The 12,165-nt window shown below is 66.5% G+C and carries 21 protein-coding genes; all 21 read left to right on the forward strand.

Annotation, left to right across the window (positions count from 1 at the left end):
• Nucleotides 1-4: 4 nt before the first annotated feature.
• Nucleotides 5-286, forward strand: a complete 282-nt coding sequence (gene rpsS, locus ACOACQ_RS07990) for a 30S ribosomal protein S19 (protein ID WP_056708017.1) — start codon at nt 5-7, stop codon at nt 284-286.
• A complete protein-coding gene (gene rplV / locus ACOACQ_RS07995) occupies nt 283-714 on the forward strand; it encodes a 50S ribosomal protein L22 (RefSeq protein WP_378596131.1) in 432 nt (143 codons plus the stop codon). Before rpsS ends, rplV begins: the two co-directional genes overlap by 4 nt.
• A complete protein-coding gene (rpsC, locus tag ACOACQ_RS08000) occupies nt 714-1,547 on the forward strand; it encodes a 30S ribosomal protein S3 (RefSeq protein WP_378596130.1) in 834 nt (277 codons plus the stop codon). Before rplV ends, rpsC begins: the two co-directional genes overlap by 1 nt.
• A 3-nt stretch (nt 1,548-1,550) precedes the next feature.
• Complete coding sequence (rplP, locus tag ACOACQ_RS08005) at nt 1,551-1,970, forward strand: 50S ribosomal protein L16 (RefSeq protein WP_056708012.1); 420 nt, start codon at nt 1,551-1,553, stop codon at nt 1,968-1,970.
• The gene (gene rpmC / locus ACOACQ_RS08010) at nt 1,970-2,209 is read left to right on the forward strand and encodes a 50S ribosomal protein L29 (protein WP_056708009.1); all 240 of its coding nucleotides are present in this window, start codon (nt 1,970-1,972) and stop codon (nt 2,207-2,209) included. The genes rplP and rpmC overlap by 1 nt, the downstream gene beginning before the upstream one ends.
• Nucleotides 2,209-2,490 (forward strand): 30S ribosomal protein S17, encoded by a 282-nt coding sequence (gene rpsQ / locus ACOACQ_RS08015; RefSeq protein WP_378596129.1) that lies wholly within the window; start codon nt 2,209-2,211, stop codon nt 2,488-2,490. Before rpmC ends, rpsQ begins: the two co-directional genes overlap by 1 nt.
• A 66-nt stretch (nt 2,491-2,556) precedes the next feature.
• Nucleotides 2,557-2,925, forward strand: coding sequence for a 50S ribosomal protein L14 (rplN, locus tag ACOACQ_RS08020; RefSeq protein WP_017932847.1), 369 nt, complete (start codon nt 2,557-2,559; stop codon nt 2,923-2,925).
• Nucleotides 2,925-3,320 carry a 50S ribosomal protein L24 gene (rplX, locus tag ACOACQ_RS08025; protein WP_378596128.1) on the forward strand — a complete coding sequence of 132 codons (396 nt, stop codon included), beginning with the start codon at nt 2,925-2,927 and terminating at the stop codon, nt 3,318-3,320. The genes rplN and rplX overlap by 1 nt, the downstream gene beginning before the upstream one ends.
• On the forward strand, nt 3,320-3,901 hold the full coding sequence (gene rplE, locus ACOACQ_RS08030) for a 50S ribosomal protein L5 (protein ID WP_378596127.1): 582 nt from the start codon (nt 3,320-3,322) through the stop codon (nt 3,899-3,901). The genes rplX and rplE overlap by 1 nt, the downstream gene beginning before the upstream one ends.
• A gap of 1 nt (nt 3,902) precedes the next feature.
• Nucleotides 3,903-4,088 carry a type Z 30S ribosomal protein S14 gene (locus ACOACQ_RS08035; RefSeq protein ID WP_056151931.1) on the forward strand — a complete coding sequence of 62 codons (186 nt, stop codon included), beginning with the start codon at nt 3,903-3,905 and terminating at the stop codon, nt 4,086-4,088.
• Between the two features lie 81 nt (nt 4,089-4,169).
• Entirely contained in the window at nt 4,170-4,574 is a 405-nt protein-coding gene (rpsH, locus tag ACOACQ_RS08040) for a 30S ribosomal protein S8 (RefSeq protein ID WP_056707995.1), read from the forward strand.
• Nucleotides 4,575-4,600: 26 nt separating this feature from the next.
• Complete coding sequence (gene rplF, locus ACOACQ_RS08045; protein WP_378596126.1) at nt 4,601-5,140, forward strand: 50S ribosomal protein L6; 540 nt, start codon at nt 4,601-4,603, stop codon at nt 5,138-5,140.
• A 1-nt stretch (nt 5,141) separates the two neighbouring features.
• On the forward strand, nt 5,142-5,525 hold the full coding sequence (gene rplR, locus ACOACQ_RS08050; RefSeq protein WP_056707991.1) for a 50S ribosomal protein L18: 384 nt from the start codon (nt 5,142-5,144) through the stop codon (nt 5,523-5,525).
• A gap of 25 nt (nt 5,526-5,550) precedes the next feature.
• The gene (gene rpsE / locus ACOACQ_RS08055; RefSeq protein WP_056707987.1) at nt 5,551-6,195 is read left to right on the forward strand and encodes a 30S ribosomal protein S5; all 645 of its coding nucleotides are present in this window, start codon (nt 5,551-5,553) and stop codon (nt 6,193-6,195) included.
• On the forward strand, nt 6,195-6,383 hold the full coding sequence (rpmD, locus tag ACOACQ_RS08060) for a 50S ribosomal protein L30 (RefSeq protein ID WP_056707984.1): 189 nt from the start codon (nt 6,195-6,197) through the stop codon (nt 6,381-6,383). The genes rpsE and rpmD overlap by 1 nt, the downstream gene beginning before the upstream one ends.
• A 2-nt stretch (nt 6,384-6,385) precedes the next feature.
• Nucleotides 6,386-6,829 (forward strand): 50S ribosomal protein L15, encoded by a 444-nt coding sequence (rplO, locus tag ACOACQ_RS08065; protein WP_056707981.1) that lies wholly within the window; start codon nt 6,386-6,388, stop codon nt 6,827-6,829.
• A 159-nt stretch (nt 6,830-6,988) separates the two neighbouring features.
• A complete protein-coding gene (gene secY / locus ACOACQ_RS08070; protein WP_378596125.1) occupies nt 6,989-8,302 on the forward strand; it encodes a preprotein translocase subunit SecY in 1,314 nt (437 codons plus the stop codon).
• Nucleotides 8,299-8,874, forward strand: a complete 576-nt coding sequence (locus ACOACQ_RS08075) for an adenylate kinase (protein ID WP_378596124.1) — start codon at nt 8,299-8,301, stop codon at nt 8,872-8,874. Before secY ends, ACOACQ_RS08075 begins: the two co-directional genes overlap by 4 nt.
• A gap of 10 nt (nt 8,875-8,884) precedes the next feature.
• Nucleotides 8,885-9,709: a type I methionyl aminopeptidase gene (gene map / locus ACOACQ_RS08080; protein WP_378596123.1), complete on the forward strand. Its 825-nt coding sequence runs from the start codon at nt 8,885-8,887 to the stop codon at nt 9,707-9,709.
• A 9-nt stretch (nt 9,710-9,718) separates the two neighbouring features.
• Nucleotides 9,719-10,861, forward strand: coding sequence for an isochorismate synthase (locus ACOACQ_RS08085; RefSeq protein ID WP_378596122.1), 1,143 nt, complete (start codon nt 9,719-9,721; stop codon nt 10,859-10,861).
• A gap of 196 nt (nt 10,862-11,057) precedes the next feature.
• Nucleotides 11,058-12,098 carry a TerC family protein gene (locus ACOACQ_RS08090; RefSeq protein WP_378596121.1) on the forward strand — a complete coding sequence of 347 codons (1,041 nt, stop codon included), beginning with the start codon at nt 11,058-11,060 and terminating at the stop codon, nt 12,096-12,098.
• Nucleotides 12,099-12,165: the final 67 nt, after the last annotated feature.

The following is a 12,165-nucleotide window of genomic DNA, read 5'->3' on the forward strand; positions in this document are numbered from 1 at the left end:
AAAGATGCCTCGCAGCCTCAAGAAGGGCCCCTTCATCGACGGCCACCTCCTCAAGAAGGTGGACGCCGAGAACGACAAGGGCACTCACAACGTCATCAAGACCTGGTCGCGCCGGTCCATGATCATCCCCTCGATGATCGGCCACACGATTGCGGTCCACGACGGGCGCAAGCACGTTCCGGTCTTCGTGTCTGACTCGATGGTCGGCCACAAGCTGGGCGAGTTCGCCCCGACCCGCACCTACCGCGGACACGTCAAGGAAGACCGAAAGGGGCGCCGTCGATGAGCACCACCGAGCGCCACCGCACGAGCGCGCGCCGGGAGTCGATCCTGGGCGACGAGCCGGGTGCCTACGCCTCCGCGCGTTACGTCCGGATCACCCCGATGAAGGCCCGTCGCGTCATCGACATGGTCCGCGGCCTGCCCGCTGACGATGCCCTGACCCTGCTGCAGTTCGCACCGCAGTCGGCGTCGACCACGATCTTCAAGGTGCTGCAGAGCGCCGTCGCGAACGCCGAGACCACCGAGGGCCTGCCCACGGGCGACCTGGTCGTCTCCGTGGCGCGTGTCGACGAGGGTCCGACGATGAAGCGCTGGCGTCCCCGTGCGCAGGGCCGGGCCACCCGGATCAACAAGCGCACCAGCCACATCACCATCGCGGTTCAGCCCGCCGACGTCGTCGAAGCGAAGACCAAGAAGGGGGCCAAGAAGTAATGGGCCAGAAGATCAACCCGAACGGCTTCCGCCTCGGCATCTCGACCGACCACAAGTCGCGTTGGTACGCCGACAAGCTGTACAAGGCCTACGTCGGAGAAGACGTCGCGATCCGCAAGCTGCTCAGCAAGGGCATGGAGCGGGCCGGTATCTCCAAGGTCGAGATCGAGCGCACCCGTGACCGGGTTCGCGTCGACATCCACACTGCGCGTCCCGGCATCGTCATCGGTCGCCGCGGCGCCGAGGCCGACCGGATCCGTGGCGAGCTCGAGAAGCTCACCGGCAAGCAGGTCCAGCTGAACATCCTCGAGGTCAAGAACCCCGAGATCGACGCTCAGCTCGTTGCCCAGGGTGTTGCCGAGCAGCTCTCCGGTCGCGTGCAGTTCCGTCGTGCGATGCGCAAGGCCATGCAGACCTCGATGCGTTCCGGTGCCAAGGGCATCCGGATCCAGTGCTCGGGTCGTCTCAACGGCGCCGAGATGTCGCGCACCGAGTTCTACCGCGAGGGTCGCGTTCCGCTGCACACGCTGCGTGCCGACATCGACTACGGCTTCTACGAGGCCAAGACCACCTTCGGCCGTATCGGCGTGAAGGTCTGGATCTACAAGGGCGAGGTTGCCGGCACACGTGCCGAGCGCCAGGCCCAGGCTGCTGCTCGCGCCGGTGTCCCCGGTCGCGGCGCTGGCCGTCCCACCCGTGGTGGTGAGCGTCCGACCCGTGGGTCGCGCGCCGACCGCCCGACTCGCTCCGAAGCGCCCTCTGACGCCGCTGCCGCCCCGGCCGCTGCTCCCGAGGCGGCTGCTGCGGAGCCGACCACCGGATCGGAGTCCTGAGCCATGTTGATGCCCCGTCGCGTCAAGCACCGCAAGCAGCACCACCCGAAGCGTCGCGGTGCTGCCAAGGGTGGCACGTCGCTCGCGTTCGGTGACTTCGGTATCCAGGCGATCGAAGGTCACTACGTGACCAACCGTCAGATCGAGTCCGCGCGTATTGCGATGACCCGTCACATCAAGCGTGGTGGAAAGGTGTGGATCAACATCTACCCCGACCGTCCGCTGACCAAGAAGCCGGCTGAGACCCGCATGGGTTCCGGTAAGGGCTCGCCCGAGTGGTGGGTCGCCAACGTCAAGCCCGGCCGTGTCATGTTCGAGCTGTCCGGTGTCTCGGAGGATGTCGCCCGCGAGGCGATGCGCCGGGCCATCCACAAGCTGCCCATGAAGTGCCGCTTCATCACGCGAGAGGCTGGTGAGTTCTGATGGCTATCAACGCCACTGCTGCTCACGAACTGGACGAGCTCAACGACGTCGACCTCGAGGCCAAGCTGCGCGAGGCCAAGGAGGAGCTGTTCAACCTGCGATTCCAGGCGGCCACCGGCCAGCTGGAGAGCCACGGACGGCTCCGTACGGTCAAGAAGGACATTGCCCGGATCTACACCGTGGTGCGCGAGCGCGAGCTCGGGATTCGTACCGCTCCGGGTGCCGAGGAGGAGAACTGATGGCTGAGCAGACTGAGCAGACCGACACCGCCCGCAACGCGCGCAAGACCCGCGAGGGCCTCGTGGTCAGCGACAAGATGGACAAGACCGTCGTCGTGACCGTCGAGGACCGCGTCAAGCACGCGCTCTACGGCAAGGTCATGCGGCGCACCAGCCGTCTGAAGGCGCACGACGAGCAGAACGACTGCGGCGTCGGCGACCGTGTCCTCATCATGGAAACCCGCCCGCTGTCTGCCACCAAGCGCTGGCGCGTGGTGGAGATCCTCGAGCGCGCGAAGTAAATCCGTTCGGCCAGGCTCGATCGCCTGTGAGCGATCGAGAACCGGCACGACAACCAGGAGAAATCGATGATTCAGCAGGAGTCGCGACTCAAGGTCGCCGACAACACCGGTGCGAAGGAAATCCTTTGCATCCGGGTGCTTGGCGGCTCCGGTCGTCGCTACGCCGGGATCGGTGACGTCATTGTCGCCACCGTCAAGGACGCCATTCCCGGCGGCAACGTGAAGAAGGGTGACGTCGTCAAGGCCGTCATCGTGCGCACCGTCAAGGAGCGCCGCCGCCCCGACGGTTCGTACATCCGTTTCGACGAGAACGCTGCGGTGATTCTCAAGAACGATGGCGAGCCCCGTGGAACCCGCATCTTCGGCCCCGTCGGCCGTGAGCTGCGAGAGAAGAAGTTCATGAAGATCATCTCGCTCGCGCCGGAGGTGCTGTGATGGGTGCCCGCAAGAAGGCGGAGCAGGTCCGCAAGAAGCCCAACCTGCATGTCAAGAAGGGCGACACCGTCAAGGTCATCGCCGGCAAGGACAAGGGCGCCGAAGGCAAGATCATCAAGGTGATCCGCGAGGACAGCCGCGTGATCGTCGAGGGTGTCAACCGGATCAAGAAGCACACCAAGGTCGTTGACCAGGGTGGGCGTTCGGGCAACACCGGCGGCATCATCACCACCGAGGCCCCGATCCACGTGTCCAACGTGATGCTCGTCGAGGGTGACGGCGTGACCCGGACCGGCAGCAAGCGGGTCGAGGTCACCAAGCGTCGCCCGGACGGCTCGGAGTACGCGTCGACGCGTAGCGTCCGTATCTCCCGCAAGACCGGGAAGGAAATCTGATGACGGAGTCCACCGACGTCGAGGTCGCCGAGAAGGTGTACCCGCGTCTCAAGACCAGGTACCGCGAGGAGATCCTCCCCGCCCTGCGTACCGAGTTCGAGATCGCCAACGTCATGCAGGTGCCCGGCCTGACCAAGATTGTGGTCAACATGGGTGTCGGCGAGGCCGCGCGTGACTCGAAGCTGATCGAGGGCGCGATCCGCGACCTCACCGCGATCACCGGCCAGAAGCCGTCGGTCACGAAGGCCCGCAAGTCGATCGCCCAGTTCAAGCTGCGTGAGGGCATGCCGATCGGCACGCACGTCACGCTGCGCGGCGACCGCATGTGGGAGTTCCTCGACCGCCTGCTCTCGCTGGCGCTGCCCCGTATCCGCGACTTCCGGGGCCTCTCGCCCAAGCAGTTCGACGGCCGTGGCAACTACACGTTCGGTCTGACCGAGCAGGTCATGTTCCACGAGATCGACCAGGACAAGGTCGACCGTCAGCGGGGCATGGACATCACCATCGTCACCACGGCGACCAACGACGAGCAGGGACGGGCGCTGCTCAAGCACCTCGGCTTCCCGTTCAAGGAGAACTGACATGGCGAAGACTGCGCTCAAGGTCAAGGCCGCTCGCAAGCCCAAGTTCGCTGTCCGCGGTTACACCCGCTGCCAGCGCTGTGGCCGCCCGAAGTCGGTCTACCGCAAGTTCGGCCTGTGCCGGATCTGCCTGCGGGAGATGGCCCACCGCGGCGAACTGCCCGGCGTCACCAAGTCCTCTTGGTGAGCTGAGACCACATCATCACAACGTTGCAGGTCCGCCCGCCGCTTGAGCTGACGGAAACCGCAGCAGAAGGAAACACACATCATGACGATGACTGACCCGATCGCAGACATGCTCACGCGTCTGCGCAACGCCAACCAGGCGTACCACGATGCGGTGACCATGCCGTACAGCAAGCTCAAGGAAGGCGTCGCGGAGATCCTCCGCCAGGAGGGGTACATCACCTCCTTCGCCGTTGCCGACAACGAGAACGGCGTCGGCAAGCTGCTGACCGTCACCCTCAAGTACGGCCGCAACCGCGAGCGCTCGATCGCCGGCGTCCGCCGGATCAGCAAGCCCGGCCTCCGGGTGTACGCCAAGCACACCGGCCTCCCGAAGGTCCTCGGTGGCCTCGGCGTCGCGATCATCTCGACCAGCCAGGGCCTGCTGACTGACCGTCAGGCCAACCAGAAGGGCGTGGGTGGGGAAGTCCTCGCCTACGTCTGGTGACCAGGGAAAGTTAGGAGAGAGAAACTATGTCGCGCATCGGCAAGCTCCCCGTCCCGGTCCCCGCGGGCGTCAATGTCCAGATCGACGGCGCCACCGTGAACGTCCAGGGCCCCAAGGGCAGCCTGAGCCACACGGTGATCGCCCCGATCACCGTCCAGCAGGGTGAGGGCGTCCTCGACGTCATCCGCCCCGACGACGAGCGGTTGTCCAAGGCCTACCACGGTCTGTCCCGGACGCTCATCAACAACATGGTCGTCGGTGTCACCGAGGGCTACGAGAAGAAGCTCGAGATCGTCGGCGTGGGTTACCGCGTCATCTCGAAGGGCCCGACCCAGCTGGAGTTCCAGCTCGGTTACTCCCACGTGATCATCTTTGACGCTCCGGAAGGCATCACCTTCGTGGTGGAGAGCCCCACCAAGCTCTCAGTGGTCGGAATCGACAAGCAGTTGGTCGGCGAGGTTGCCGCCAACATCCGCAAGCTTCGCAAGCCCGAGCCGTACAAGGGCAAGGGTGTCCGGTACTCCGGCGAACACGTCCGCCGCAAGGTCGGAAAGGCTGGTAAGTGACATGGCGATCACTCTGAAGCACCAGCGGAACCTCTCTGCGCGCGCATCCTCACGGTTGCGTCGCCAGATCCGGGGCCGCAAGAAGATTTCCGGCACTGCCGCGCGTCCGCGCCTGGTGGTCACCCGGTCGACGAAGCACATCACCGCCCAGGTCGTCGACGACCTGGTCGGAAAGACCCTGGCCTCTGCCTCGACCCTCGAGGGCGACCTGCGTTCCCTCGCGGGCGACAAGACGGCCAAGGCCAAGAAGGTCGGCGAGCTTGTCGCCGCCCGCGCCAAGGAACTCGGCGTTGAGTCGGTCGTCTTCGACCGGTCCGGCAACAAGTATCACGGCCGCATCGCGGCCCTGGCTGATGGCGCCCGCGAGGGCGGCCTGACCTTCTGACCGCGAACAGGACTGAGGAGAAATCATGAGCGGACCCCAGCGCGGACAGCGTTCGGGCGGCGACCGTGGCGGCCGTGGCGGTCGCGACGGCGGCCGTGGCGGCGCCGACAAGAGCCAGTACGTCGAGCGCGTCGTTGCCATCAACCGCGTCGCCAAGGTCGTGAAGGGTGGTCGTCGCTTCAGCTTCACCGCCCTCGTGGTCGTCGGTGACGGTGACGGTTTGGTCGGCGTCGGCTACGGCAAGGCCAAGGAAGTTCCCGCGGCGATCGCCAAGGGTGTCGAGGAGGCGAAGAAGAACTTCTTCCGCGTCCCCCGCATCCAGGGCACGATCCCGCACCCGGTTCAGGGCGAGAAGGCTGCCGGCGTGGTGTTCCTGCGTCCGGCCGCCCCCGGTACCGGTGTCATCGCCGGTGGTCCGGTGCGCGCCGTCCTGGAGTGCGCCGGCATCCACGACGTCCTCAGCAAGTCGCTGGGTTCGTCGAACCAGATCAACATCGTGCACGCCACGGTTGCGGCCCTCCAGCTCCTGGAGATGCCCGAGACCGTTGCCGCGCGTCGTGGTCTGCCCGTCGAGCACGTCGCCCCGGCGGCGCTGCTCAAGGCTCAGGCCGAGGGCGAGGCCACTGCGGCCGCGGCCAAGACCTCTGCACCTGAGGCGGTGACGGCCTGATGGCACAGCTGAAGGTCCAGCAGACCAAGTCGAAGATCGGCGCCAAGTTCAACCAGCGTGAGACGCTGCGGAGCCTTGGCCTCAAGCGGATCGGCGACGTCGTGATCAAGGAGGACCGTCCCGAGATCCGGGGCATGGTCCACACCGTCCGTCACATGGTGACGGTCGAGGTCGTCGGAGGCGAGTGACAATGACCCCGCTCAAGTTGCACCACCTGCGCCCCGCGCCGGGTGCCAAGACTGCCAAGACCCGTGTTGGTCGTGGTGAAGGATCCAAGGGCAAGACCTCGGGTCGTGGTACCAAGGGCACCAAGGCCCGTTACCAGGTCCCGGTCGCGTTCGAGGGTGGGCAGATGCCCATCCACATGCGGCTCCCGAAGCTTCGCGGCTTCCGGAACCCGTTCAAGGTGACCTTCCAGGTCGTCAACCTCGACAAGATCAGCGCGCTGTTCCCCGAGGGTGGCGACGTCACCCCGGAGACGCTCGTTGCACGGGGCGCGGTCCGCAAGGGCCTGCCCGTCAAGGTGCTCGGCCAGGGTGAGCTCACGGTCAAGGTCACGGTGAGCGCTGACGCGTTCTCCACCTCGGCCAAGGACAAGATCGAGAGCGCCGGCGGGACCGTCACGGTTCTGTGATGACGCTGCAAGGGGCGCGGTGACCTCCCGAGGTCTCCGCGCCCTTTGCGCTTCTCCTGCACGTCCCCGGAACTTCCCCGGCACCCCCTCGGGGGGTGCGGAACCCCCTGTTAGGCTTCCCGCTGGCCACAAGGCCAGGAGCAAGAGAAGAGGACCCGAGTGCTCAGCGCGTTCGTGAACGCCTTCCGGACCCCGGACCTTCGGCGCAAGCTGTTGTTCGTCCTGATGATCATTGTGATCTTCCGGGCCGGCTCGCAGATCCCCGCCCCCGGCGTCAATGTCGCCAACGTCGAGAAGTGCATCGACGTCGTCCAGGAGGGCAGCAACGCCAGCCTGTACAGCCTGGTGAACCTCTTCTCCGGTGGAGCACTGCTCCAGCTCACGATCTTCGCGCTGGGCATCATGCCCTACATCACCGCGAGCATCATCTTGCAGCTGCTCGTCGTCGTGATCCCGCGCCTCGAGGCCCTCAAGAAGGAGGGTCAGGCCGGTCAGACGAAGATCACGCAGTACACGCGGTACCTCACGCTCGGCCTCGCCGTGCTGCAGGCGACGGGCATCGTCGCGCTCGCGCGCACCGGCAACCTCCTCCAGGGCTGTGACAACACGCTCTATCCGTTGTTGCACAGCGACAACACCAAGACCTTCCTCGTCCTGGTCGTCACCATGACCGCGGGCACCGCGGTGATCATGTGGCTCGGCGAGCTGATCACCGAGCGCGGCGTCGGCAACGGCATGTCGATCCTGATCTTCACCCAGGTCGTCGCGACCTTCCCGGCCGGACTCTGGGCCGTGAAGATCAGCCAGGGCTGGTGGACCTTCGCGATCGTGGTGATCATCGGTCTCGTGATCGTGGCCGCGGTCATCTTCATCGAACAGGCGCAGCGCCGGATCCCGGTGCAGTACGCCCGCCGGATGGTCGGCCGCAAGATGTTCGGCGGCAGCTCCACCTACATCCCGCTCAAGGTGAACCAGGCCGGCATCATCCCGGTCATCTTCGCCTCGTCGCTGCTCTACCTGCCGGCGATGGCGGTCCAGTTCAACCAGGAGAACCCGAACCAGATCATCCGGTGGGTCAACGAGTACCTCGTCGACCAGGGCCACCCCGTGCACATGGCGGCGTACTTCCTGCTCATCATCTTCTTCACCTACTTCTACGTGTCGATCACCTTCAACCCGCAAGAGGTGGCCGACAACATGAAGAAGTACGGCGGCTTCATCCCCGGGATCCGGGCGGGCAAGCCGACGCAGGACTACCTGTCCTACGTTCTGTCCCGCATCACGTTGCCGGGCGCTCTCTACCTGGGTCTGATCTCGCTCGTGCCGCTGATCGCGTTCGTGCTGATTGACGCCAACCAGAACTTCCCGTTCGGTGGTACCTCCATTCTGATCATGGTCGGTGTCGCCCTCGATACGGTGAAGCAGATCGAGAGCCAGCTCCAGCAGCGCAACTATGAAGGATTCTTGCGTTGAGGCTTCTGATCATGGGTCCCCCCGGGGCCGGCAAGGGCACGCAGGCCACGGCGGTCGCTGAGCACTTCGGTGTTCCGGCCATCTCGACCGGCGACATCTTCCGCGCCAACGTCGCGCAGGGCACCCCGCTGGGTGTCGAGGCGCAGCGCTACATGGACGCCGGGGAGTACGTGCCCGACGAGATCACCAACAAGATGGTCCGCAACCGGATCGCCGACCCGGACGCCGACGCCGGCTTCCTGCTCGACGGGTACCCGCGCACGCTGGCCCAGGTCACCGAGCTCGACGGGATGATCGAGGCGACGGGCCACAAGCTCGACGCCGTCCTCGTGCTCACGGTGGACCAGGAGGCCGTGATCGGCCGCCTGCTCAAGCGCGCCGAGATCGAGGGTCGCGCCGACGACAACGAGGACGTCATTCGACGCCGCCTCGAGGTCTACGGCGAGGAGACCGAGCCGCTCATCGCGTCCTACAGCGAGCGTGGCCTGGTCGTCTCCGTCGACGGCATGGGCGAGGTCGACGAAGTCCAGCAGCGCATCTTCGCTGCGCTGGACGACATCGACCAGAGCTGAACCTGTCCGCGTGCTCTTCGACCACCGGATCGAGATCAAGACTCCCGATCAGGTCCGGGCGATGCGTGTGGCCGGCCTCGTGGTCGGCCGCACCCTGAGCCTGCTGCGTGACTCCGTACGACCGGGCGTCACGACGGCCGAGCTCGACGCGCTCGCGGAGCAGAGCATCCGCCAGCAGGGCGGGATCCCGTCGTTCCTCGGGTACGGCGTCCCGCCGTTCCCGGCGAGCATCTGCACGTCGGTGAACGACGAGGTCGTCCACGGCATCCCGGGCGACCGGGTGCTGGTCGAGGGCGACGCGATCTCCATCGACTGCGGTGCGATCGTCCAGGGCTGGCACGGCGACGCCGCCATCACGGTCGCCGTCGGAGAGGTCCGTCCCGAGGTCGCGACCCTGATGGACGTCACCGAGGAGTCCCTGTGGCGCGGCCTTGCCGCCGCCCGCATCGGTGGCCGGGTGGGCGACATCTCGGCCGCGGTCGAGTCCTACGTGCTGAGCCGGGGCAACTACGGCATCGTCGACGGCTACACCGGCCATGGCATCGGCACCGAGATGCACATGGAGCCGGACGTGCCCAACCGCGGTCGGGCCGGCCGTGGTCCGCGCCTGAAGCAGGGCACGGCGCTGGCCGTCGAGCCGATGATCACCCTCGGCACCGATGACACCGACATCGCTGACGACGAGTGGACGGTGGTCACCTCGGACGGCCGGTGGGCAGCCCACTACGAGCACACCTTCGCCCTCACCGCTTCCGGCGTGTGGGTGCTGACCGCCGAGGACGGCGGCCGGTCCCGCCTCGAGGCGCTCGGCGTCCCGTTCGGCGGCGAGGACTAGGCTGGATCCATGGCGCGGGACCCGATCACACCTGCGGCCCTCGCCGCCCGGCCCTTCCTCTTCGCCTCCGGCGAGGAGGCGTACGTCGCCAGCCGGGTGGTGCACACGTGGACCACGCCCGACGGGGCTGATGTCGGGTGGGCCGACGAGGTCGTCGCGGCCCTGGCGCCGGGGGAGCGGGCGCTGTGCGCCTTGTCCTTCGCTGCCGGAGCGCCCGGCCTTGCGCACCAGGTGGTCGGAGCCGAGCACGCGTTGCAGCGGCCGACGGTTCCGCTGGCGGTGGACCGGACGTACCAGGTCACCGAGTTCCCGACGGCCGACGAGTACGCCCGGATGGTCGAGACGGCGCTGACCAAGATCGCGGACGGCTCGCTCCACAAGGTGGTGCTCGGTCGCTGCCTCGACGTGATCAGTTCGCCGCCGCTGGTGCCGGCCGAGATCATCGACCGCCTGTTGCAGACGCGACCCGGGCGCTATGTCTTCAGCGTTCCGCTGGTGAGCGACGATGCGGCCCCGGCCGATGGCCCGATCCTGGTCGGAGCCAGCCCGGAGCTCCTGGTCCGTCGTGACGGCCTGGACATCTCCTGCACGCCGCTGGCCGGTTCGGTACCCCGCTCTGCCGACGCAGCCGAGGACGCGGCGCGAGCCGCAGGCCTGCGGGAGTCGGCCAAGGACCTCGCCGAGCATGCCTTCGTCGTCGAGGCGATCGTGCACGCCCTCAAGGACGTGTGCGTCGAGATCGAGTACCCCGCCACCCCCGAGCTGCTCTCGACCGACACCGTCTGGCACCTCGCCACGCCGATCCGGGCCCGCCTCGCGGTCGGTGCCGACGGCCCCAGCGCGTTGCGCCTCGCCCAGCTCCTGCACCCCACGCCTGCCGTGGGCGGCGTACCCACGGCTGCTGCCAACGCCGTGATCGCCGACCTCGAGGGCGACCTGCGCGACTGGTTCGCTGGTTGTGTCGGCTGGGTCGACGGCAACGGAGACGGCGAGTTCGCCGTGACCATCCGCGCTGCCGTCATCGACGGCGACCGGTTGCGCCTGTTCGCCGGGGCGGGCATCGTGGCGGGGTCAGACCCCGCTTCCGAGGTGCGCGAGACCGGCGCCAAGCTCGCCACCATGGCAAGGGTCAGCGGTCTCGTAGTCGATTAGTGCTGCGCCCGACCACCATGGGAGGATCGGTCCACTTGAGGGGAGTATTCCTTCGCTGCGGGCTCGTCATCACGATCGAACGTCGCCGTTCGATCCGGTCCCGTGGGTTGTCCCACCAGCGTGCTGGTGGGGGCAGCGGAAGAGACCTCGGGCGATCTAGTTGACCGCTCCAGCCCCCTGAAAGAGGACTGTTTCCATGGACGTGACCACCCTCGAGTGGACCATCACGATCGCCGCCACCATCGGTGTCCTGCTCTTCGACATCGTTGTGATCGCGCGCGATCCCCACGAGCCCACGATGAAGGAATGCGCGATCGCGCTGTCCTTCTACATCGGCGCCGCGCTGGCCTTCGGCCTGTTCGTCTGGCTCCACCACGGCCACGACTACGGCATCGAGTTCTACACCGGTTGGTTGACCGAGTACTCCCTGTCGATCGACAACCTGTTCGTCTTCATCATCTTGATGGCGGCCCTCAAGGTCCCGCGGAAATACCAGCAGGAGGCGCTGCTCGTCGGCATCGTGCTGGCTTTGATCTTCCGCGGCATCTTCATCGCGCTGGGCTACACGCTGATCGAGAACTTCAGCTGGGTCTTCTACATCTTCGGTGCGTTCCTGGTCTACACCGCCTTCAAGCTGGTCAAGTCCTACGGCAGCCACGAGGACGAGCACCCCGAGGACAACGCCGTCGTCAGCTTCGCCCGCAAGCACCTCAACGTCGGCGACGAGTACCACGGCCTGCGCCTCTGGTACACGAAGAACGGCGTTCGCTTCGTGTCGCCGATCCTGATCGTCATCATCGCGCTCGGTGTCACCGACATCCTGTTCGCGCTGGACTCGATCCCCGCGATCTTCGGCATCACCCAGGAGCCGTACCTCGTGTTCACGGCCAACGTGTTCGCGCTGATGGGCCTGCGCCAGCTGTACTTCCTGCTCGGCGGCCTGCTGCAGAAGCTCGTCTACCTGTCGCTCGGCCTGGCGTTCATCCTCGCCTTCATCGGCGTCAAGCTGGTCCTGCACGCGTTGCACGAGAACGAGCTGTCGTTCATCAACGACGGTCACGGCGTGCACGGTGCGCCGGAGATCTCGTCGCTGTTCAGCCTCGGGGTCATCATCGTGACGCTCATCGTCACCGGAGTCGCGAGCCTGTGGCGTGCGAGCCGGGACGAGCAGGCCGGAGTCACCGTTCCCGCGGTGGCCGAGGACGTCGACGACACGACCGGGCCCGACTGGCGCTGACGGTTTGCCTGGCTGGCGTCGCGACATCCACTAGGGTTGCGTGACGTCAGCCTGCTCCCGCAACCGA

The organism is Nocardioides sp. CPCC 206347 (assembly GCF_048654605.1).
GTDB lineage: Bacteria > Actinomycetota > Actinomycetes > Propionibacteriales > Nocardioidaceae > Nocardioides.